At 69.6% G+C, this 20874-nt stretch carries 25 protein-coding genes; 8 read left to right on the plus strand and 17 right to left on the minus strand.

Annotated elements, in window-relative coordinates:
- Positions 1-6 precede the first annotated feature (6 nt).
- The 8 genes from AC1Q6V_RS26020 to gspG form a co-directional block, all read right to left on the minus strand.
- Complete coding sequence (locus tag AC1Q6V_RS26020) at positions 7-816, minus strand: type II secretion system protein N (RefSeq protein ID WP_010813448.1); 810 nt, start codon at positions 814-816, stop codon at positions 7-9.
- Positions 816-1424: a type II secretion system protein M gene (locus AC1Q6V_RS26025; RefSeq protein WP_011616182.1), complete on the minus strand. Its 609-nt coding sequence runs from the start codon at positions 1422-1424 to the stop codon at positions 816-818. The genes AC1Q6V_RS26020 and AC1Q6V_RS26025 overlap by 1 nt, the downstream gene beginning before the upstream one ends.
- Before the next feature lie 18 nt (positions 1425-1442).
- The gene (gene gspL / locus AC1Q6V_RS26030) at positions 1443-2870 is read right to left on the minus strand and encodes a type II secretion system protein GspL (protein ID WP_454749981.1); all 1428 of its coding nucleotides are present in this window, start codon (positions 2868-2870) and stop codon (positions 1443-1445) included.
- Positions 2871-3140: 270 nt separating this feature from the next.
- Positions 3141-4181 (minus strand): type II secretion system minor pseudopilin GspK, encoded by a 1041-nt coding sequence (gene gspK / locus AC1Q6V_RS26035; protein ID WP_454749980.1) that lies wholly within the window; start codon positions 4179-4181, stop codon positions 3141-3143.
- Positions 4178-4882, minus strand: coding sequence for a PulJ/GspJ family protein (locus AC1Q6V_RS26040; protein ID WP_011616179.1), 705 nt, complete (start codon positions 4880-4882; stop codon positions 4178-4180). The genes gspK and AC1Q6V_RS26040 overlap by 4 nt, the downstream gene beginning before the upstream one ends.
- The gene (gspI, locus tag AC1Q6V_RS26045) at positions 4860-5282 is read right to left on the minus strand and encodes a type II secretion system minor pseudopilin GspI (protein WP_011616178.1); all 423 of its coding nucleotides are present in this window, start codon (positions 5280-5282) and stop codon (positions 4860-4862) included. Before gspI ends, AC1Q6V_RS26040 begins: the two co-directional genes overlap by 23 nt.
- Positions 5279-5779 carry a GspH/FimT family pseudopilin gene (locus tag AC1Q6V_RS26050; protein WP_010813454.1) on the minus strand — a complete coding sequence of 167 codons (501 nt, stop codon included), beginning with the start codon at positions 5777-5779 and terminating at the stop codon, positions 5279-5281. Before AC1Q6V_RS26050 ends, gspI begins: the two co-directional genes overlap by 4 nt.
- Positions 5780-5808: 29 nt before the next feature.
- On the minus strand, positions 5809-6276 hold the full coding sequence (gene gspG, locus AC1Q6V_RS26055; RefSeq protein WP_010813455.1) for a type II secretion system major pseudopilin GspG: 468 nt from the start codon (positions 6274-6276) through the stop codon (positions 5809-5811).
- A 218-nt stretch (positions 6277-6494) separates the two neighbouring features.
- On the opposite strand from gspG, the gene AC1Q6V_RS26060 reads away from it, so the two are divergent.
- The 5 genes from AC1Q6V_RS26060 to AC1Q6V_RS26080 all read left to right on the plus strand — a co-directional run bounded on the left by AC1Q6V_RS26060 (position 6495) and on the right by AC1Q6V_RS26080 (position 10734).
- Positions 6495-6947 carry an RrF2 family transcriptional regulator gene (locus AC1Q6V_RS26060; protein ID WP_011616177.1) on the plus strand — a complete coding sequence of 151 codons (453 nt, stop codon included), beginning with the start codon at positions 6495-6497 and terminating at the stop codon, positions 6945-6947.
- Positions 6948-7040: 93 nt separating this feature from the next.
- Positions 7041-8261, plus strand: coding sequence for a globin domain-containing protein (locus AC1Q6V_RS26065; RefSeq protein ID WP_058698120.1), 1221 nt, complete (start codon positions 7041-7043; stop codon positions 8259-8261).
- 114 nt (positions 8262-8375) lie between these two features.
- Positions 8376-9077 carry a type II secretion system protein N gene (locus tag AC1Q6V_RS26070; RefSeq protein ID WP_454749979.1) on the plus strand — a complete coding sequence of 234 codons (702 nt, stop codon included), beginning with the start codon at positions 8376-8378 and terminating at the stop codon, positions 9075-9077.
- A 152-nt stretch (positions 9078-9229) separates the two neighbouring features.
- Positions 9230-9835: an EF-hand domain-containing protein gene (locus AC1Q6V_RS26075; protein WP_454749978.1), complete on the plus strand. Its 606-nt coding sequence runs from the start codon at positions 9230-9232 to the stop codon at positions 9833-9835.
- Between the two features lie 404 nt (positions 9836-10239).
- The gene (locus AC1Q6V_RS26080) at positions 10240-10734 is read left to right on the plus strand and encodes an Lrp/AsnC family transcriptional regulator (RefSeq protein WP_010813460.1); all 495 of its coding nucleotides are present in this window, start codon (positions 10240-10242) and stop codon (positions 10732-10734) included.
- Positions 10735-10832: 98 nt separating this feature from the next.
- Here the strand turns inward: AC1Q6V_RS26080 and AC1Q6V_RS26085 are convergent, their stop codons facing one another.
- Entirely contained in the window at positions 10833-11531 is a 699-nt protein-coding gene (locus tag AC1Q6V_RS26085) for a GNAT family N-acetyltransferase (protein WP_010813461.1), read from the minus strand.
- 333 nt (positions 11532-11864) lie between these two features.
- Here AC1Q6V_RS26085 and kefF point away from each other — a divergent pair, with 333 nt between their 5' ends.
- Together kefF and kefC are read left to right on the plus strand one after the other, a co-directional pair.
- Positions 11865-12419, plus strand: a complete 555-nt coding sequence (gene kefF, locus AC1Q6V_RS26090) for a glutathione-regulated potassium-efflux system oxidoreductase KefF (RefSeq protein ID WP_010813462.1) — start codon at positions 11865-11867, stop codon at positions 12417-12419.
- Positions 12416-14230 (plus strand): glutathione-regulated potassium-efflux system protein KefC, encoded by a 1815-nt coding sequence (kefC, locus tag AC1Q6V_RS26095; protein WP_010813463.1) that lies wholly within the window; start codon positions 12416-12418, stop codon positions 14228-14230. The genes kefF and kefC overlap by 4 nt, the downstream gene beginning before the upstream one ends.
- A 27-nt stretch (positions 14231-14257) precedes the next feature.
- Here kefC and AC1Q6V_RS26100 read toward each other — a convergent pair whose 3' ends face one another.
- The 7 genes from AC1Q6V_RS26100 to paaA all read right to left on the minus strand — a co-directional run bounded on the left by AC1Q6V_RS26100 (position 14258) and on the right by paaA (position 19783).
- Entirely contained in the window at positions 14258-14875 is a 618-nt protein-coding gene (locus AC1Q6V_RS26100) for a TetR/AcrR family transcriptional regulator (RefSeq protein ID WP_010813464.1), read from the minus strand.
- Positions 14876-14883: 8 nt separating this feature from the next.
- Positions 14884-15687, minus strand: coding sequence for a DUF1835 domain-containing protein (locus tag AC1Q6V_RS26105; RefSeq protein WP_010813465.1), 804 nt, complete (start codon positions 15685-15687; stop codon positions 14884-14886).
- 194 nt (positions 15688-15881) lie between these two features.
- Positions 15882-16967 carry a 1,2-phenylacetyl-CoA epoxidase subunit PaaE gene (gene paaE / locus AC1Q6V_RS26110; protein WP_011616171.1) on the minus strand — a complete coding sequence of 362 codons (1086 nt, stop codon included), beginning with the start codon at positions 16965-16967 and terminating at the stop codon, positions 15882-15884.
- A 27-nt stretch (positions 16968-16994) separates the two neighbouring features.
- Positions 16995-17555: a 1,2-phenylacetyl-CoA epoxidase subunit PaaD gene (gene paaD, locus AC1Q6V_RS26115; RefSeq protein ID WP_011616170.1), complete on the minus strand. Its 561-nt coding sequence runs from the start codon at positions 17553-17555 to the stop codon at positions 16995-16997.
- Between the two features lie 31 nt (positions 17556-17586).
- Positions 17587-18438 carry a 1,2-phenylacetyl-CoA epoxidase subunit PaaC gene (gene paaC, locus AC1Q6V_RS26120; RefSeq protein ID WP_454749977.1) on the minus strand — a complete coding sequence of 284 codons (852 nt, stop codon included), beginning with the start codon at positions 18436-18438 and terminating at the stop codon, positions 17587-17589.
- 10 nt (positions 18439-18448) lie between these two features.
- On the minus strand, positions 18449-18736 hold the full coding sequence (paaB, locus tag AC1Q6V_RS26125; RefSeq protein ID WP_010813469.1) for a 1,2-phenylacetyl-CoA epoxidase subunit PaaB: 288 nt from the start codon (positions 18734-18736) through the stop codon (positions 18449-18451).
- Between the two features lie 27 nt (positions 18737-18763).
- Entirely contained in the window at positions 18764-19783 is a 1020-nt protein-coding gene (gene paaA / locus AC1Q6V_RS26130; protein ID WP_010813470.1) for a 1,2-phenylacetyl-CoA epoxidase subunit PaaA, read from the minus strand.
- 203 nt (positions 19784-19986) lie between these two features.
- Here paaA and AC1Q6V_RS26135 point away from each other — a divergent pair, with 203 nt between their 5' ends.
- The gene (locus tag AC1Q6V_RS26135; protein ID WP_454749976.1) at positions 19987-20457 is read left to right on the plus strand and encodes a universal stress protein; all 471 of its coding nucleotides are present in this window, start codon (positions 19987-19989) and stop codon (positions 20455-20457) included.
- Between the two features lie 54 nt (positions 20458-20511).
- Here the strand turns inward: AC1Q6V_RS26135 and AC1Q6V_RS26140 are convergent, their stop codons facing one another.
- The gene (locus AC1Q6V_RS26140; protein ID WP_010813472.1) at positions 20512-20790 is read right to left on the minus strand and encodes a DUF1488 family protein; all 279 of its coding nucleotides are present in this window, start codon (positions 20788-20790) and stop codon (positions 20512-20514) included.
- Between the last annotated feature and the right edge of the window lie 84 nt (positions 20791-20874).

The raw sequence follows: 20874 nt of genomic DNA on the forward strand, positions 1-20874 counted from the left end.
CTGGCATCAGAAGCGCAGCCTTGTCACATGGTTGTCTCGTCGTCCCAGCAGGCTCAGCAGGCTGGTCAGTTGGGTTGCCGCTTCGGGCTCGGCGTGCGCGGTGCCCTCGAAGCGCGCCTGCCGCCCCAGCGTGCCGCTGCCCTCCAGGTGCAGCGGCCCGGCGATGGTGCTCAGCTGCAGCTTGCCGCCGCCCTCGCCGGTCCAGTCGAGCTCGGCGCGGTAGCTGCCCAGCGGGCGCAGCCGGCTCACGGCCGACGACACCTGTTCGATGCGCAGCGTCATATGGCCGCTCATGCCCTGGCCCGAAAAGCGGCCCTGCAGCGTGGACCAGTCCACGCGCATCAGGCCGTCCGGGCGCAGCGTATTGAACGGCGCGCCGATGCCTTCGAGCAGCGCCGCGGGCAGCCGCATGGCGCCTGCCTGTGCGCTCCAGCCGCCGGGTGTCACGGTGATGGCGACCGGCGCGGCCATGGCCTCGGAGTGGCTCACCACCAGGCGCGCGCTGCCGCCCAGCAGCGGCCAGAACGCCAGCGTCCATTGCAGTCGGCCCGGCAGCACGGTCGCGGTCTGGCTGCCGGCGCCGGCCGACAGCGCCAGCGTGGCGCTGCCATGCCAGAGCGAGCCGCTGGCATCGGCCAGCAGTACCCGTCCCTGCGTCTGCGTGGCCACGCGCGCGGCGATCCATGCCGCCGGCAGCATCGCCACCACGGTCACCGCGGCGCTCGCCAGGCCAAGCCCCAGCCAGCGCAGGCGCCGCCCTGCGGCCGGCTGGCGCAGCTTGCGGCGCGGCAGGCGCAGCGTTTCCAGCCGTACCATCAGCTGCGGCCGCCCGGACCCTGCAGGGTCGCGCTGACGTTCACCAGCGCCGTGGCGCCGACATAGACGATACGGGCGTCGATCACCTTCATGCGCTGCTGCTGGCGCACGTCCTGCAGCCAGCCGCTGACCGCGCCGAACGGCACCTTGTCCAGCTGCACCTGCACGCTGTTGTCGGCGCCGGCGGCCAGCCGGGTCGCCTTCAGGCCGTGCTGGCCCAGGCTGTCCTGCAGCGCCTGCGTGAGCGCGTCGCCGCGCAGCGCCGGCGCCGGCGTGGCCTTCAGGCCGCGGGCTTCCTGCGCCAGGGATTCCATTTCGGCCAGGTCGGCGCGCAGCTTGGGCAGGTTGCGCGCCAGGCGCTCGCGGCCGTCGGCGGCCGGTTCCCACAGCACCAGGTAGCCGATCACCAGCGCCAGCAGGGCGCCGCCGCCGGCCAGGATGGCCTGTTCGCGCGGGTTGCGCGCCGACCAGAAGGCGTTGAAGCGCTCCTGCCACGCCTGCGGCACGGACGGGCGCAGCCGCGCCAGGCGCGTGCGCAGCGCAGAGGTCGCGCCTGGCCGGCTGGTGCGTGGCGTCTGGCTTCGGGCTGTGTCTTTCATCGGATTCATGCTTGCTGGTGGGCCCGCTTACAGGCCGGGCCTGACGGTCCAGCGCGAGCCGGGCGTCACCGGGGTGCCTGCGCTGCTGCTGGTACTGCCAGCGGCACCTCCGGCCTTGTCTTCTTCCATCTGCAGCCCGGCCTGGCGCGCGGCGCTGCGCAGTCCGGCCGTGTCCGTGCCCGGCTTGAGCGTCACCACCAGCATGCGGCCGCGGTACTCCAGCGCCTGCAGCGCGTCGGGCGGCAGCCTGCGCGCGGCCTGGGCAAAGCGGTCGGCCAGCGGCAGGAAGTCTTCCGGCGTGCTGCGGCCGCTGGCGGTGCGCAGCTGCTCGACCTGCCGCCGCATCTGCAGCGGCGCGTCGAGCACGGTCTGGATCTGCGGGAAGGCGCCGCGCAGCGCCTGCAGCTGCGCGGCTTCCAGCCGCTGCTGCTCGCGCCGCAACAGCAGCCAGTGCGTGTTCATGCCAATGACCTGCACCAGCACGATGCCCGCCAGCAATGCCAGCGGCACGCGCCATGCCACCAGGTTCCAGCGGTCGGCCCGGCCCTGCGCGAATTCAAACTGCGCCAGGTCCAGCGCCGGCTCGCGCAGGCATTCCTGCGCGCCTTCGATCCACAGCTGCCAGCTGGCGCGGGCGGCCTGGCGCAGGTCGGGCACCGGCGCCGCGGCGGCAGCGTCGGCATCGGCATACCAGGTGCCGGCGGGTGCAAGCGCCTGCCACGCGGCCAGGGCATCGTCGCCCAGCAGCAACCCGTAGCCGGCGTGTGCGCCGGTGCGTACGGTCAGTTGCCACTGGCGCGCGGCGTTGGAGCCGGTGCCGGGCAGCTCGCCGCCTAACTCATCGCCCAACTCGCCGCTCCGGGCGAGGGCGCTGGCGGCGGCTTCGACCACCAGCGCGGCCGCCGGCGGCGGCGCGTCGGCGCTCGCCAGTGACGGCTCGGTGCCGGCTTCAGCGGCGGAAGCCAGCGGCACGCACAGCTGCGCGGCCAGCACATGGCGGCGCCGGTGGCGGTGCTCGGCAAAGGCGTCGAGCACGGCGCGCAGCCAGGCGCGGTCGGCCACCATCAGCAGCCGCTGGCGCGGTCCGCGCGCGGCGCTGCCGTCGAGGGCAGGGCCCACGCCGATATGGCACGGCTGCGCCTCGGTCGCGAGCGCGTCCTCGACCAGGTTGGGCAGCGCCTGTTTCAAACGGGCGGGCGGCAGCGGCGGCACGCTGGCGGTGGTCAGCAGTACGTCGCTGGCGGCGAGGATCAGCACCAGGCGCTCGGCCGCGGGCAGGTCAGCGATGCGGGCGTGGCCTTCGCGCAACACTTCCGGCGTCGCACGGGCCTGGCCACGCCGCGCCGTATCGGCCGTGGCAGTGCGCACCAGCGCGAACGGCAGGGTGCCGAACTGCCACGGTTGCGGCTGGTCATGCGGCCGGTGTGGCAGGCGGACGTACAGGGTGGTGCTCAAGGTTTCCTTGCTTTGGCGTCAATGGAACGGCTCGGGCAGGCGCATGGCCGGTTGGGATGCGCCCTGGATCGCCCCGGAGTCGGAAACATGCCGGGGTGCGGGGACGCCGGCGGGCGGCCAGGAAGGCCGGACGGCGGCGGGTAGGCTGGTGCCACGCTCGCGCCAGCGCCGCAGCATACCTTGCCTGTGTGACTAAACCGCGTCAATACCATTCTCCCCGGTTGCCCGCGCGTGCAAATTCGGCCTGTCGCCTGGCCTGGTGGGCGCCGCCTAGCGCAGGTCCGGCAGCCGGTCCGCATCCTGGATCCAGACCACGCGGGTGGTGTTGGCCGTACCCAGCGGCTCGCCGCGGAAGACCAGCGACACCTGCAGCCGGGTGGCGCGCTCGTGCCGCACCAGTCCATAGACCAGGAAGTAGTGCGTGCGCACGTCGAGCAGGTTGCCGAGGTTGGCGGCATCCGCCTGCGGTGCCACCGCGGTCAGCTGGGTCTGCAGGTTGCCCAGGTTGTTGAAGTGGGCGCGGTCGCGCTGGCGCACCAGTTCGCGCGCGCGCTCCAGCGGCAGCTTGTTGATGACCGCGGCCAGCACCTCGGCCTCGGCGGTGTTGGCGTTGACCGGCGTGCGCTCGGGCAGCACGGTGACAAAGGGCTCCAGCACCGCCACCATCTCCGGCGTGTAGCCGGGCAGCGCCATCAGCCCCTGCACGCTGTCCAGCGGGCGCGGCGCCGGCTGCCCGCTGGCATTGCCGCCCTGCGCGGCCTGCAGCATGTAGCGCGCCGTGGTCTCGGCCAGCTCCGGGTTCAGGCCGACCGTCTGCAGCAGGCGGCGGTATGCGGCCAGCGCCGCCGGGTCGACCGAGGCCGCGCGGCCTGGCTGGCCGTCTGCGCCGCCAGTGGCGGTCCATATCACCAGGTTGGCCAGGTTCAGGCGCGCCTGCGCATCCAGGATGCGGCCCGACAGGAACGAGGTCTCGCCCGCGACGTCGGTGCGCAGTGCCGCGCCGAGGAAGTCCGACAGCCGTGTCTCGGCGATCGGCACCGCCCACGGCTCGCCCAGTTCGTCGACGTTGGTGCGGCGCTGGTCGTCGCGCAGGATCAGCCGCGCCCAGTCCACGGCGGCGCGCTCGATCCAGGTGGCCTGGGCCAGCAGCCGCTGGTTCTCGATGGCGCGGATCTGCACCTGCTGGCGCCACAGCATGCCGGACACCACCACCACGGCCAGCGTCACGATCAGCAGCGCGGTGACCACGGCCGCGCCGCGCGGGCGGCGGCGCAACTGCGCCAGGCGAGGCGGGCGGCTGGCTTGCCTCATAGCCCGGTCATGCAGATCTTCTGGAACTGCCGCGGCGCATCGCCGTCGCCCATGCGGGCGAAGATGGTCAGTTCCACCGCGCGCACCGCGGTGTTGGGCAGCGCGGCGCCGGGCGCGGAGGCGGCCACGGCGCTGGCGGCGTTGCCTGTGAACAGCACGTTGCGGATGCGCCCGCTGTCGGCCTGCCAGCCGGCGGGCTCCACCCATGCGCGCGTGCTGATGCCGTCCACGTCGGCCAGCACGCGCCGCACCTGCGCGGTGTTGCTGCCGCCCTGGCGCAGCGCCAGCAGGGCCGACTGCAGGCCGGCGCGGCTGTTCACCGGCGGCGCGGCCACGCGCACCAGGGTATTGCCGTCGAGCTGGTACGACAGCGCCTGCCAGGTCGGCGGCTGGCCTTCGTCGCGGCGGTCGCGCACCAGCAGCAGCCGGTTCTGGCCGATCTCGACCGGGCTGGCCTGCAGCAGCGTGGGGTTGGCCAGGTGCTCGCAATCGGCCTGGAGCTGGCCGTAGAGCACCTTCAGCGCGTCCAGGCGCGCATCGTGGTCGGTGAGGCGCTCGCGGCTGCGCGTCAGGCTGTCCAGCGCGCGCCAGCCGATCACCGCCATCACCGCCAGCAGCGTGATGGCGACCAGCATCTCCAGCAGCGTGAAGCCGCCGGGCTGGCGCTGGCGGCGGCGCTCAGAGCACGTTGCGGGTTTCATTGGGGACTATGGTGACCAGCCATGCCAGGCGTACGGACTTGTCCGTGGCGGACGGGTAGACCGCGATCTCGACGCGGCGGAAAACGGGATTGGGCGTGCCCGAGACGGCTTGCTCGCAATACAGCGGCGTGCCGCCCTGCGGGCAGGCATAGCCGCTGACGCCGGGCTCGGGCCAGGTCTTGGCCAGGCGCAGCGCGGCCAGGTGGTTCTCGGCGCTCCACTCGGCCAGCATGCGCGCCTGCAGCGACGCGCTGGCATCGACCATCGAGCCCATCGCGCGCATCGCCGCGGTCAGCGCGACCGCCAGGATGGTCAGCGCCACCAGCACTTCGATCAGCGTGAAGCCGGCATGGCGCCCGCGCCGGGCCGGCCGGGGCAAAGCGCGAGGGCAGGGTTTCATGGCGTGCTGGCGAAATAGCGGCCGCTGCCGTCGCCGGCAATGTCCACGCGGATATCGCCGCGCACCAGGATCAGCCGCTGCGGGGCATCGATCAGCTCGCGCCCGAAGATCAGCCGGGGCGGGCTGCTGGTGCCGGTGCTGCGGCCCCCTTCGGCGACGATGACCTGGTCCAGCGCCAGGCGCCAGTGGCCCGGGGCAAACACGTCGGTACGCATGGGGATCCAGCCGTTGGGGGTCGATTCCAGGAAGCGCCAGCCGCTGGCATCGCCCTCCCAGGCGAGCGGGCGGGCGCCAAGCTGCGCCTCCTCCTGCGCCAGCTCGAACAGCCGCGCGATGCGCTGGCCATCGTCGAGCACGCGGCTCCGTTCATTGGGCGAGGCGTTGACCGCCACCAGCGAGATCACGATGCCGGCGATCACCATGACCACCAGCAGCTCGAGCAGCGTAAAGCCGCGGCGCCGGGGGCCGGGCGCGCGGCGGCGCGGCGCCGTGGTCATGGTTGCAGGGGGCGGCGGCGGGGCTGGGCTTATTCCCAGTTGCCGATGTCGGCGTCGTTGCCGTTGCCGCCGGCCTGGCCGTCGGCGCCGAAGCTGAACACGTCGATCTCGCCGCGCACGCCCGGGTTCAGGTACTGGTACGGATGGCCCCAGGGATCCTTGGGCAGCTTTTCCAGGTAGCCGCCGCCCTTCCAGTTGTTGGGCACGGGCTCGGTGGTGGGCTTGGCCACCAGCGCGGCCAGGCCCTGCTCGGTGGTGGGGTAGCGGCTGTTGTCCAGGCGATACAGCTTGAGCGCCTGCATGACCGACGAGATGTCCTGGCGCGCGGCCACGATGCGGGCCTCGTCCGGACGGCTCATGATCTTGGGCACCACCAGCGCCGCCAGCACGCCAAGGATCACGATCACGACCATGATCTCGATCAGGGTGAAGCCGCGCGCACGGCGGGCACGCACGGAACGGGCGGGGCTGGCAATCTGGGGAGTGAATCTGCGCATCGTCGGTGGACCTCTTGGCTTGAATGGCTGGGCCCGCACCGGTGAGGGGGCGTCGGGCCGGGTTCGCCAGTCAGTATAACCGGCGCCACATGACTGTTTTATGGGCGGCCCCTTCGGCACCTCGGCAAAGTCTGATCCGGATCACAGTTACTAAGAACTGGCATCCGGCAGTCAAATAACTTGCATCCTGGATGCATCTTTTTTAAGATGGCGTCACGATGCAACTGACCCGCTTTTCCGACTATGCGTTGCGCCTGCTGATGTACGTCGCCCGTGGCGACGGCAGCCGGCCGATCACCATTGCCGAGGTGGGGCAGCAGTTCGGCATCTCGCACAACCACCTCGTCAAGGTGGCGGCGCGGCTGTCGAAGCTGGGCTGGATCAGTGCCACGCGCGGCCGCCACGGCGGCCTGCAACTGGGCCCCGGCGCCGAGCGGCTGACCATCGGCACCATCCTGCGCGAGCTGGAAGGGCACAAGGCGGTGATCGACTGCGACAACCCGCCCTGTGCGCTGAACGGCAACTGCCGCCTGAAGCGCGCGCTGGACGTGGCCGAGCAGGCTTTCTACCTTGCCCTGGACGACGTCACGCTGGCCGATGTCACCGGCAGCCAGACGGCCGAGTCGATCATCCGCCTGCATCGCGATTTCCTGAACCGGCGTTCGGCCTGAGCGGATCCTGTCCGTGCGGGCCGGCGAGAGCCGGTTTTATTTTGAGCAAAAACATGCATTTAATTTGCATGATTTAAAACGGAGTGTTTCCTGATGCTGTCCGCCGCTTCCCGCCCCTATATCGATGCAAGCGTCCCCGTGCTGCGCGAGCACGGCCTGGCCATCACCACGCATTTCTACCGCGAGATGTTCGCGGACCGGCCCGAGCTGACGCAGATGTTCAACATGGGCAACCAGGCCAACGGCAGCCAGCAGCAGTCGCTGGCTTCGGCCGTGTTCGCCTATGCGGCCAATATCGATAACGCGGCGGCGCTGGGGCCGGTGCTCGAGCGCATCGTCCACAAGCATGCGGCCGTGGGCCTGACGCCTTCGCACTACCCGATCGTCGGCCGCCACCTGCTGGGCGCCATCTCCGCGGTGCTGGGCGAGGCCGCCACGCCGCCGCTGCTGGCCGCCTGGGACGAGGCCTACTGGTTGCTGGCCGGCGAGCTGATCGCCGCCGAGGCGCGCCTGTACCAGCGCACCGGCGTGGCCGCCGGCGAGCTGACGCCGGTGCGCGTGGTGCGGCGCGAGGCGCAGGGCGACCAGGTGGTGGCGCTGACGCTGGCTGCCGCTGACGGCCAGCCGCTGCGTGCGTTCCGCCCAGGCCAGTACATCAGCGTCGAGGCGCACCTGGACGACGGCCAGCGCCAGCTGCGCCAGTATTCGCTGTCTGCCGAAAGCGGGCTGCCGACCTGGCGCATCTCGGTCAAGCGCGAGGCCGGCGACCGCACCACCCCGGCCGGCGCGGTGTCCAACTGGCTGCACGCCAATGCCCAGGAGGGCACTGAACTCAAGGTGAGCGCGCCGTTCGGCGAGTTCACGCCGGCGCTGGACGGCCGCCGTCCGCTGGTGCTGCTGTCGGCCGGCATCGGCATCACGCCGATGCTGTCAGTGTTGCGCACGCTGGCCGCGCAAGGCTCGCAGCGCCAGGTGCTGTTTGCCCATGCCGCGCGCGACGGCCGCCACCACGCCCATCGCGCCGACCTGCAATGGGCGCGCGAGCGCCTGCCGCAGCTGGCCACGCACATCAGCTATGAAACCCCGCAAGCGGGCGACGTCGCCGGTCGCGACTACGACCACGCCGGCACCATGCCGGTGGCCGAACTGCTGCGCCAGCCTGACCTGCAGCGCTTTGTCGACGGCAGCTTCTACCTGTGCGGACCGCTCGGCTTCATGCAGGCGCAGCGCCATGCGCTGGTCAGCGCAGGCGTGCCGGTGGCGCATATCGAGCGCGAGGTGTTCGGGCCGGACCTGCTCGACGACCTGCTCTAAGGGTCGGCGGCGCGGCACCGGCACGGCAGACAGTGTCATGGGGCTCTGGTACGCTTGGCGCGTCTGCGCTCACGCGTCATTGCCCGCCTTGTGGGTATCCAGGGTCCCGATCCCATGCAACTGTCCCTCCGGCCTTCGCTCCGCTTCGATGCCTCCGCGCCCTGGCTGCCGCGCCTGGCCAGCCTGGTGCTGTTTATCGCGCTGTGTGCGCTCGCCACCTACTGGGTGCTGACCTTCAGCGCGATGCGTACCATCCCGGTGCCGCAGAGCGCGCGCGTGGCCCAGACCGAGGCGGTCGAGACCGGCGCGGTCGCGACGCTGTTCGGCGGCTCGGCGCAGGGCGGCCCGCGCGACGTGCAGCTGATCGGCGTGGTGGCCGAGGTGGATGGCGGCGCGGGCGCGGCAATCGTGTCGATCGATGGCGGCCCGCCCAAGGCGGTGCGCGCCGGCGCCGAGCTGTCGCCGCAGATCCGGCTGGCGGAGATCCGCCAGCGTGCGGTGGTGATCGAGCGCAGCGGCGTGCGCCAGGAAATCGTGCTGCCGCTGCAGGCCGGTGCCACGCGCGGCGCACCGGCAGCGGCCGGTGCCTTGCCCACGCCGCCCGCCGGCGCCGCGGCACCGATGGCAACGCCGATGCCGCCCCCGGCACCGGTGGTGAGCCAGCCCGCCGCACCGGCCCAGCAGCCGCAAGGCCAGGCGCCAGCGCAGCAGGCCCAGCCCGCCCAACCGCAGCCGCAACCGGTCGATCCGCGCCAGTACCAGCCGGCGATGGCGCTGCAGGCGGCCGGCGAAGGCCAGCTGGCGCCGAAGGACTGATTCCGGGCGCGAAATATTCGCGCTTGCTTGCGTTCCCTTACGGCGCGCGGGCCTTTCTGTGAGCCCGGTAACATCGTATTAAAAGCGCCAACTTCCCCGCATCGTCTGCGTTCTAATCCGTACATGCCAAACGTGATGAAAAGGAGCAAGACATGCAACGCAATCACAAGCCGCAGATCCTGAAGCAGTTCCTGGCCGCATCGGCCGCCCTCCTGGTCGCCGGTGGCGCATTTGCCCAGGCCAGCGCCCCGGCACCATCCGCTGCGCCAGCCGGCAAGCCCGGCATGGGTCACCACCACCACCACGGTGGCGGCATGTGGATGAAGGCAATCGATACCGACGGCGATGGCGCGATCTCCAAGGCGGAAGCCGACGCCTGGTTCAACAAGCTCGACACCAACCGCGACGGCAAGATCGACAAGGCCGAGATGGACGCGCACCGCAAGGCCACCATGGCCGAGCGCCATGCGCGCATGCAGGCAGCGCTCGACGAGAAGTTCAAGGCTGCCGACAAGAACGGCGACGGCGCGCTGACCAAGGCTGAGGCCAACGCCGGCCTGCCGCGCTTGGCCAAGCGCTTCGACCAGCTCGACGCCAACCGCGACGGCAAGCTGACCCGCGACGAAATCCGCGCCGGCATGGAAAAGATGCACCGCGACCATTCGCACCGCGGCGACCGCGGCCCGCGTGGCCAGGCGGCACCGGGCAGCCAGCCGGCGCCCGCGGCACCGGGCGCCCCGTCCACCAGCGGCGGCTGACCGGCCCAGGCAGGGCCGCGCCAGCGGACCTTGCCAGGCCTCACCAAGCGCGCGAGCCTTAGGGTTCGCGCGCTTTTTCTTTGCCTGTTCACCTTGTGCGTGCACTGGGAAGAATCTGACCTCGCCCGCAAACGCCCGTAGAATGCCGCTTCCCTGTTTGCCGGGCTTGGCACCATCCTTGCCTGCTTCCGGCCGGCGGAGCGCGCGGCCGCGATTTGCGGTGGCGCCACCCCACAGGTCTGCCCAGCCCGACCGGCTGCCGCGCGAGTGACCGATAAGGCTACCGGCTCATCAGAATCGGCCCTGAATCGGACGTAATTTCACAAAAAATTGCGTACTTGTGCACGGCTTGCTAAATTTGCGCAAAAAAATTGCCAATAAACATATTGCGGAGCAACAATATCGTGAGCAAGGTGGAGTTGGACAAGATCGACCGGAAGATCCTGGAAGTGCTGCAGACCAACGGCCGGTTGACCAACCTGGAGGTGGCCGAGCGCGTCAACCTGTCGCCCAGCCCCTGCCTGCGCCGCATCCGGCGGCTGGAGGAGATCGGCGTGATCCGGCAGTACGCAGCGCTGCTGGAGCCCAACAAGATCGGACTTGGCCTGCTGGCCTATATCAATGTCCGGCTGGAAAAGCATGGCGGCGCGCCCAAGGGCAAGGCTCCGCTGGACCTGTTCCGCGCCTCGATCGCGGTCTGGCCGGAGGTGGCCGCGTGCCACGCCATGACCGGCGAGATGGACCTGCTGCTCAAGGTCTACGTGGAAGACATGGAACACTTCGCGCGCTTCATGCAGGAGCAGTTGCTGGCGCACCCGTCGGTGATCGACGTGCGCTCCAGCTTTGCGCTGGAAAGCATCAAGGACACCACGGCGCTGCCGGTGGGCGGCGCGGCTTGATACGGCGAACCTGAGGCCGCAAACAAGAACGGCGCATCGTTGCGATGCGCCGTTGGCGTGGAACCCGCATTGAGCGGGCCCGGGGGAGTTCAGCGGACTCAGGCAGTGTGCTTCTGCGGCACCATGGTGCGCCAGAAGCGCAGCCCGAAGCGGCGCGCGTCGCGCAGGTTGCGGCGCACCGCGTAGTCCAGGTCGGCGAGCTGCTCGTCCAGCGCTTCGGTCAGGCGGCTGGCGGTGTCGGCCGGCGGCAGTTCCAGGTAGGCATCGGCCTCGCCGTAGGCGTACTGGACCTTCATGCCGGCCTTCTTGGCAATGTGCATCATTGCCGCGTTGCGCGACAGGCAGTGCATGTACAGCGTGCGCACATTGGTATTGCGGCCGTGGATCGCGGCACGCTCGAACAGCGCGCTGCCGATGCCGCGCCCGCGGGCGCTGCCCGACACCGACACGCCGAACTCCGCCACGCGGCCCTGGGCGTTGTCGCGCAGGTTGGCGAAGTGGCCCACGCCGATCAGTTCGAGCTTGTCGTCGTAGACGCCGAACACGCTGTCATGGTCGAAGTCGATGCTGTCGACATAGGCTTCGATCACGTGGTCGCCCACGGACTGGCCAAAACGGAGCAGGCGATCCTCCTCGCCCAGGGCGAGGAAATGCTTCAGCAGGCGCGAGCGGTGGTGGGCCGCCAGCTCGCGCACCAGTACGGTGGCGCGGTGGGTGGCCTGTGCGGCTTCGGCTGCCTTGCGCAGATCTTCGTCGGTTAGTGCGCCGACGGCCTTGCTCAGTTCGAGCGGATTCACGTTATTTCCTTCCAGGTGCAATCACAGATAAACATAGCACTGCGTTGGTGTTTTTCCAGGCACTTTTCCCTGCTTCGGTGCAGAATTCGGGGAAACACCATCTTGATGCGCAGCCAAAAGTATTGTAGTGGAATTGTCAGTTCGGCGTAAGCTTCCCGCGTCGCAGCAGGCCGCCGTCTCACCACAGCATCAATAAAAATCGAATAAAATCAAAAGCTTGAGAAAATGTGATGAATTGTTGCGTGGTGCCGGATGTGGATTTGGTGCAACGCCACAATCCCGCGTTCTCCCGCATGTCCGTCTGACTTCCCCTTGCCCAGCCGATCGCCTTTGATGACCGAGCCCCCAATCGTTGTGATCTACGCGCACCCCACGCCCAGCCGTTCGCGCGTCAACCGTCCGCTGGCCGATGCCTTGGCCGCGCTGCCGCAGGTACAGGTACGCGATCTCTACCGCAGCTATGTCGACTATGACATCGATGTCGTCGCCGAGCAGCGCGTGCTGTCGGTCTCCGACACCATCGTGCTGCAGTTCCCGGTGCGCTGGTACAGCGTGCCGGCGCTGCTCAAGCTGTGGCTCGACGAGGTGCTGGAGCCAGGCTGGGCCTATGGCCCCGGCGGCACTGCGCTGCGTGGCAAGTCCTTGCTGGCAGTGGTGAGCACCGGCGGCACCGCCGATTCCTACGGGCCGGACGGCACCCATGGCCACCCGATCGGGGACTTCCTGCTGCCGCTGGAACAGACCGCCTTGCTGTGCGGCATGAGCTGGCTCCCGCCGGTGGTGCTGCACGACGCCAACAATGCCGATGCCCAGGCGCTGGCCGAGCATATCGCCCACGTCTGCGGGCGGCTGGGCACCGGCGCCGCGCCGGCGGGGGGACAGGCATGAACCAGCACGACTTCCTGATTGCGCTGCTGGTGTTCCTGGTGGCGGCGGTGGTGGCGGTGCCGCTGGCGCGGCGCAGTGGCCTGGGCGCGGTGCTGGGCTACCTGCTGGCGGGGGCGGCGATCGGGCCGTTTGCGTTGCGCCTGGTGACCAATGTCGAATCGATCCTGCATTTCTCCGAGTTCGGCGTGGTGCTGATGATGTTCGTCATCGGCCTGGAGCTGGAGCCGCGCAAGCTGTGGGCGCTGCGGCGGAGCATCTTTGGCTACGGCGGCGCGCAGCTGGCTGCGTGCGCGCTGGTGATCGGCGCGGTCGCGGCGCTGGCGGGCGCGCCGTGGCAGGTGGCGCTGGTGGCGGGCCTGGGACTGGCGTTGTCGTCCACCGCGATCGCGCTGGCGACACTGACCGAGCGCAACCTGTTCGGCACGCCGGCGGGGGCCGCCAGCTTCGGCATCCTGCTGTTCCAGGACATCGCCGCGATCCCGATGATCGCGCTGTTGCCGCTGCTGGCCACGCAGGGCGCCGCAGGCGCGGGTCCGGGCGCGGCCGGCTGGCTGGCGGCGGGCAAGGCGGTGGCGGTGATCGGTGCGGTGGTGGTCGGCGGCCGCTACCTGGTGCGCCCGGCGCTGCGCTTTATCGCCCGCACCGACATGCGCGAGATGTTCACGGCGTTTGCGCTGCTGCTGGTGGTGGGCATTGCGTTGATGATGGACGCGGTGGGCTTGTCGATGGCGCTGGGCACCTTCGTGGCTGGCGTGCTGCTGGCCGATTCGGAATACCGCCATGCGCTCGAGGCCGACCTGGAGCCATTCAAGGGCCTGCTGCTGGGCCTGTTCTTCATGGCTGTCGGCATGTCGATCGACTTTGCCGTGCTGGCACACTCGCCCTGGCTGGTGCTGGGTCTGGTGGCCGCCTTCGTGGTTGCCAAGACCGCGGTGCTGGCGCTGCTGGCGCGGTATTTTGCCATCGCCCGCGGGCAGCGGCTGCTGTTTGCGCTGCTGATCTCGCAGGGCGGTGAGTTCGCTTTCGTGGTGTTCGGCGTGGCCGGCACCGCCGGCCTGCTGCCGCGCGAGACCGAGGCCCTGCTGGTGCTGGTGGTGGCGCTGTCGATGGTGGCCACGCCCTTGCTGCTGCTGGCCTATGACCGGCTGGTGGCGCCGCGCCTGGGCAGCGGCAAGGCCCGCCCGGACGAGGCCATCACGCCGCAGCACAATCCGGTGCTGATCGCCGGTTTCGGGCGCTTCGGCCAGATCGTCGGCCGCCTGCTGTACACCCAGGGCGTGGGCGTGACGGTGCTGGACCACGACCCCGACCAGATCGAGTTCCTGCGCCAGTACGGCTTCAAGGTCTTCTATGGCGACGCCACCCGGCTGGACCTGCTGGAGGCCGCGGGCATTGCCGACGCGCGCATCCTGGTGGTGGCGATCGACGGCATGGACGAAAGCCTGGAACTGATCGACCGCGTGCGCCAGCGCTTTCCCGAACTGCAGATCTACGCCCGGGCGCGCCATGTGTCACATGTCTACCAGCTCAAGGACCGCGGCGTGCACCTGTTCGAGCGCGAGATGTTCGAGGGCTCGCTGATGCTGGGCCGCCGCGTGCTGGAGGGGCTGGGTTTCGATCCGGCCGAGGCCCGCAACGTGGCACTGCGTTTCCGGCGCCACAACATCCAGGCGATCGACCGCTTCTATCCGCACTACACCGACCAGAAGAAGCTGGTCTCGCTGGCGCGTCAGGCGCGCGACGAACTGGAAGAGATGTTCCGCCAGGACCGCGAGCAGCGGCGCCAGCGCGAAGAGGCCGAGTGGATGTGAGCGGCAGGGTGGCGGGCCAGCGCCGCGTCAGCGCGCGGCCGCGGCCCGGCCGGGCAGGCCGCCTTCGAGCAGGTCGACCACCATCTCGGCAAACTCTGCATAGGACAACCGGCCGCCCGGCTTGAGCCAGGTGAAGGTCCAGTTGATCATGCCGAAGATGGTCATGGTCAGCGCGGTCTGGTTCTCGCGCGTGACGCGCTCCGGGTAGGCCCGGCGCAGCAGGCGCGAGAACGCCGCGACCACGTCGCGCTCGCGGCCCAGGATCAGGTCGCGCTGGGTCTCGGCCAGGAACTTGACGTCGTTGATCAGCGCGATATGGCGCGTCTGCGAGGTCTCGTACTCGGCCAGGAAGGCGCGGATCAGGTTGCCGAAGGCTTCCTTGTCGGTGCGCGCGTGGCGCTCGGCGTCGGCCTCCACTTCAGTGACGAGCAGCATCAGCCGGCGCGTGTAGCGGTCCAGCAGGTCGAACAGGATCGCTTCCTTGCTCTCGTAATAGTGGTACAGCCGCGCCTTGGAGGTGCCGCAGGCGGCGGCCAGGTCGGCCATCGAGGTGCTGGGGTAGCTGCTGTTGGCAAAGGCGGCGGCGGCCAGGTCCAGGATCTGCTCGCGCTGCGCCTCGAAATCGGGTGCCTTGGTACGGGCCATATTCTCGTTTATTCGCCGCCGGTGCCACCGCTGCCGAGATGGCGGCGCAGTTCGCAGGTATCGAGCGAGTCAGCATTGCCGCGCAGCACCAGCTGGCCCATGGCGATCAGCTCGCGGCAGCGCCAGAACACGAACCAGTCGCTGGCCAGCAGACCCTCGATCGCGCCCATCACGCTGCCCACCATCTGCGCCGCGGGCGTCCACTCGGACGGGGCGCGTTCCATGATGATCTCGTCGATGGTGTGGTAGGCCGCCGGCACCAGCGTGTTGCCCTTCCAGAGCCGCACGTCGGCGTTTTCCTTGACGTTCTGCTGCCACTCGTAGCCGAGGCGGCCCAGGCGCAGCACCGAGACCGGGGCGATGGTGGAAAAGCGCCGCGCCAGCCGCGCGGGCGTGTACATGCCGATCGCCGCCAGGTTGCCCTGCGCGGGCATTTCCAGCTCGCGCAGGTCCATGGCGACTTCATTGATCCGCTGCGGCGCCTGGTACAGGTGGAACACCACCCGGCGCAGCATCAGCTGGTCAGCCGCGCTCTGGCCGTGCCAGATGGCCACTTCCATGTTGTCCTGGCGCAGTCCCTGGAGCTGGTCCAGCGCCTGGCGCATCTCGGCGCCGAAATCGATGTCGGTATGCGGGGCGACCCGCTGCCAGAAGCCGGAGCGGATCAGGCCGGTGCTGTCGATGTCGGCCAGCGGGCCTACCGCCAGGTCGTCGCGCAGCACCACGACAGGGTCCGGCCGCGCAGCCTGGGCCAGGGCCTGGCGCAGGGTCGTGCCTGCTACATCACCGTTGACGACGTGGATATATTGCATGGCCGTGATTGTATATGGGTGGACGGTTCGCTGGCACCGCCGCGGCGGCGGTGCGACAGGCGCGATCGCCGCCCGCCCGGTCACTGTCCTGCAAGCATCGCGCCAGCCCGAAGCCGCCTGCCGCCATTGTAGTCACGGCCGGTGCTGGCCAATGTCGGCAATTGTCTGAATACACACGCCCCGGCGTGCCCGGATCAGCGTTCGTCGTAGCTGACTACCACCCGCGGCGTCAGCGCCCGCGCCTGGCAGGTGAGCACGAAGCCCTTTTCCATCTCCCACGGCTCGAGCGTGTAGTTCTTTTCCATGTCCACCTGGCCCTCCAGCACCTTGGCGCGGCAGGTGCAACAGACGCCGCTCTTGCAGGCAAAAGGCAGGTCCAGGCCGGCTGCCAGCGCGGTGTCCAGCACGGCGTCTTCCAGCGGCAGGCGCATGCTGTGCTGCTTGCCGTCGAGCACCACCACCAGCTCGGCGGTGCCGGCATGGTCGGCGTGCGCCGGGGCCGGCTTGCGCCTGGCCTGGGCCAGCGGCACACCGAAGCGCTCGGCGTGGATGCGGTGCGGGTCGACGCCCGCGTCGCGCAGCGCCGCCTCGGACTCGTCGATCATCGAGGCCGGCCCGCAGACAAAGGCCGCGTCGATGTCTTCCACGGGGATCAGGGTCTGCAGGAAGGCGGTCACGCGGGCATGGTCGAGCCGGCCATGCAGCAGGTCCACCTCCTGCGGCTGGCGCGACAGCACGTGGTAGAGCGTGAAACGCGCCAGGTACTGGTTCTTCAGGTCTTCCAGCGCCTCGGAGAAGATGATGCTGTCGACGTTGCGGTTGCCATAGACCAGCGTGAAGCGGCTGTGCGGCTCGGCCTGCAGCGTGGTGCGGATCAGCGACAGCACCGGCGTGATGCCGCTGCCGGCGGCAAATGCCACGTAGTGGCGCGCGGCGCCGGCATCGAGCGGCACGTGAAAGCGACCGTCGGGGGTCATCACGTCGATCACCTGGCCCGGGGCGATGGAATCATGCAGGTGCGTGGAAAAGAGTCCGTCCTCGACCAGCTTGACCGCCACGCGCAGCTCGCCGTGCGCGTCGTAGTCCTGCACGGCCGAGCAGATCGAGTAGGAGCGGCGCAGGTCCTTGCCTTCGACCGGCGCCTTCAGCGTCAGGAACTGGCCCTGGGTGAAGCGGTAGGCGTCGCGCAGCGCGTCCGGCACCTCGAAGGCGATCGAAATCGTGTCGGCGGTCTCGGGGCGCACCTGCGCCACGCGCAGCGGATGGAACTGTGGAGTCATGGCAGCCTGGCTTCGGCCCGGCGGGGCTCAGTAAGGTTTGAAATAGTCGAACGGCTCGCGGCAGTCCAGGCACCGGTACAGCGCCTTGCAGGCGGTCGAGGCAAAGCGCGAGATTTCCTGCGTATGCATGCTGCCGCAGCGCGGGCAGGCCACGGCATCGGGCGCGCCCGCGCGGGCGGCGCGAGGCACAAAGCGCAGCGGCTGCGCCGCGGCCGGCGTGCCGCACTGGCCCGGCGGTGCTATGCCGAAGGCGCGCAGGCGCTCGCGCGCGGCCGGGGTGATCCAGTCGGTGGTCCAGGCCGGCGCCAGCACGGTGCGGATGCGCCACGGCGCCAGCCCGGCGCCGTCCAGCGCCCGGCCGATGTCCTCGGCGATCTGCGACATCGCCGGGCAGCCGGAATAGGTGGGCGTGATGACGATCTCAAGCGCGCCGTCGGCGGCGGTCAGGACATCTCGCAGGATGCCCAGGTCGCGGATCGATACCACCGGGATCTCCGGGTCCGGCACCGCCCCCAGCGCCGCCCATGCACGCGCGATGCGGCCGTCGGTGGCGCGGTCGTTGCGCAGGGGGAGGGCGGCGATGTTCATGTTGGTCAACCCTTTGCGCCGAAGCGGGCGCTTACCATTGCGCGCCCGGATGGGCCCGCGCCAGCCCCTGCATCTCGCCCAGCAGGTAGCTCATGTGTTCGGAGTGCACGCCGTGCTTGCCGGTCGAGACAAAGCTCGTGGCCTGGGGCAAGTCCAGCGTGGCGGCCTGCAGTGTCTCGGCGACGGTGGCGTCCCAGGCCGGGCGCAGCGTGGCCGTGACCACGCCGATGCCCTGCGTGGCGGCCTCGGTTTCGACCGCGTCCTCGGCAAAGCACTCGTTCATATAGGGCTGAAGGTGCTCCAGCGCGCGCTGCATGCGCGCGTGCGATGCCTCGGTGCCGTCGCCCAGGCGCACTACCCAGCCAGCCGCGTGGTGCAGGTGGTAGCGCGCTTCCTTGACCGACTTGGCGGCGATCGCGGCCAGCTGGTCGTCGCGGCTGGCCAGTAATGCTTCCCACAGCTCGACCATCAGCGCGCTGTACAGGAAGTTGCGCATGATGGTGACGGCGTAGTCGCGCTCGGCTGCGGCGTTGCCGGCCAGCGGGCCGCGGTGCGGCAGCTCCAGCAGCGTCCAGTTGCGGAAGTCGCGCTCGGCACGCCAGTAGGTGTAGTCGTCCTCATGGCGGGGCAGGCCGGTCAGCTCGCCTTCCAGTTCGCCGGCGCGGCCGTACAGCAGCCGTGCCTGGCCGATCAGGTCCAGGCTGATGTTGGCCAGCGCGATGTCTTCTTCCAGCACCGGGCCGTGGCCACACCATTCGGCGTTGCGCTGGCCCAGGACCAGGGCGTTGTCGGCCAGGCGCAGCACGTAGCGCAAGCCCGCAGTGCGTGCCGGCGGCAGGTGGTCGAGCGAGGCGGGCGCGGTCGGCTGTGGGGACGCAGTCATGGTGCGGGCCTTACATGTGGTTGACTTCGTCGGGCAGCTGGTAGAACGTCGGGTGCCGGTAGATCTTGTCGGCCATCGGGTCGAACAGCTCCGGCTTTTCCTCGGGCACGCTCGCGGTGATGGACGCTGACGGCACCACCCAGATCGACACGCCTTCCTGGCGCCGCGTATAGACGTCGCGCGCCATGTGCAGCGCCTGCTGCGCGTCGGCGGCATGCAGGCTGCCGCAATGCTTGTGTTCCAGGCCTTGCTTGCTGCGTACGAACACTTCCCACAGCGGCCATTCCTTGCGTTGCATCGTTTGTCTCCGTCCTCGGGCGTATTGTCAGGCCGCGGCGCGGCTGGCGCGGGCTTCGCGTTCGGCCACCTTGGCGGCGTGCGCCAGCGCGGCCTCGCGCACCCAGGCGCCGTCCTCGTGCGCTTTCACGCGGGTGGCCAGGCGCTCCTTGTTGCAGGGGCCGTCGCCGTTGATCACACGCCAGAACTCATCCCAGTCCAGCGGGCTGTAGTCATAGTGGGCGCGCTCGGCATTCCATTGCAGGCCGGGGTCGGGCAGGGTCACGCCCAGCACGCGGGCCTGCTCGACCGTGGCATCGACAAACTTCTGGCGCAGGTCGTCGTTGGAGATGCGCTTGATGCCCCAGGCCATGGTCTGGGCGCTGTTGGTCGAGGCCGCGTCGGGCGGGCCGAACATCATCAGCACCGGGAACCACCAGCGGTCGACCGCGTCCTGCACCATCTCGCGCTGGGCCTCGGTGCCGCGCATCATCGCCAGCAGCGCGTCGAAGCCCTGGCGCTGGTGGAACGACTCTTCCTTGCAGATGCGGATCATGGCGCGCGCATACGGGCCGTACGAGCAGCGGCACAGCGGGATCTGGTTCATGATCGCCGCGCCGTCGACCAGCCAGCCGATCACGCCCACGTCGGCCCAGGTCAGCGTCGGGTAGTTGAAGATCGACGAATACTTGGCCTTGCCGCTGTGCAGCGCGTCGACCAGGTCATCGCGCGAGGCGTCGAGCGTCTCGGCGGCGGAATACAGGTAGAGCCCATGGCCGCCTTCATCCTGCACCTTGGCCAGCAGGATGGCCTTGCGCTTGAGCGACGGGGCCCGGCTGATCCAGTTGCCCTCCGGCAGCATGCCGACGATCTCCGAGTGCGCATGCTGCGAGATCTGGCGCACCAGGGTCTTGCGGTAGGCCTGCGGCATCCAGTCCTGCGGCTCGATCTTGCCGTCGGCGGCCATGCAGGCGTCGAACGCGGCCTGGCGGGCGGCTTCGTCCTGGGGCGCGCTGGCCGGTGCCGTATCGGCGTGCTGGCCGGGCAGGTCAAGACTCTGCGTGTACATGGTGTCTCCTCTGACGGGATGCCGCCCGGATCGCGGGCAGTGCTGGCCCTATTATATATATGCCGACCGGTCGGTCAATTTAAGGGAAGGCCGCTACCGTGGCCGTGGCTTGATCCCGCTCGCCTCGTGGCGGCTGCCGCACGTGTAGTATCGAAGTCAGGCGGCGTTACCGCCGCCATCCCTTTCCAACGGAGGCAATTCCTATGACTAGCGCGGCATACAGCAAGATCGTGGTGGCGGTGGACGGCAGCAGCACGTCCGACCTGGCGCTGGGCGAAGCCATACGCGTGGCGGCTCCGGGCGGCGCCACCGTGCTGGCGCTCTATGTCGTGGACACCGGCACGCCCATGTTCGATGCCGGGTACTACGATCCGAGCCAGCTGCAGAAGGCGTTCGAGGAAAGCGGGCAGCGCGCGCTGCAGGCCGCCTCGCAGCGGCTGGCCGCGGCCGGCGTGGCGCATGAAACCCGGCTGGTGACCGAAGCGCCGGTGCCAGGCGACATGGGGGCCTCGATCAACGAGGCCGCGTGCCAATGGGGCGCCGACCTGCTGGTGATCGGCACGCACGGACGCCGCGGCGTGCGCCGTCTGGTGCTGGGCAGCGTGGCCGAGGCGGTGATACGCCAGTCCACCATGCCGGTGCTGCTGGTGCGCGGCGAGGCGAAGGCTGACTGAACGGCCGAATGAAATCGTGGCCCCCATCGGGGACGCCAGGGCAGCCGACGGGACTCAGCCGGCGAAGCGGAAATGGCCGCTGCGCAGCACGATCTCGCGCGCCTCGGTCAGCTCGAACATGCTTTCGGCCAGGCGCTCGATGCGCTGGCGGTTGCTGGTGAAGGCTGCGACCAGGTCTTCCTCGCGCGGCGAACGCGCGCCGAAATGGGCCTCGAGGGCCTCGGCGGTGACGGAATACAGGGTGGGACTGCCGTTGACCGTGGCGGGGCAGGACAGCGTGAGGCTGGCTGCGCAGTAGGTCGGGAGGCTGCGAGGGAACGTGATGTCGGACATGGCGTGCCTCGTGCTGGCGGCGAGCGTATTAGATCAATATAGGCCATTGCCGCGTTCCGTAAAGCCCGGCCGGTACGCTGGCCG

The organism is Cupriavidus sp. GW823-FHT07B10 (genome assembly GCF_058794355.1).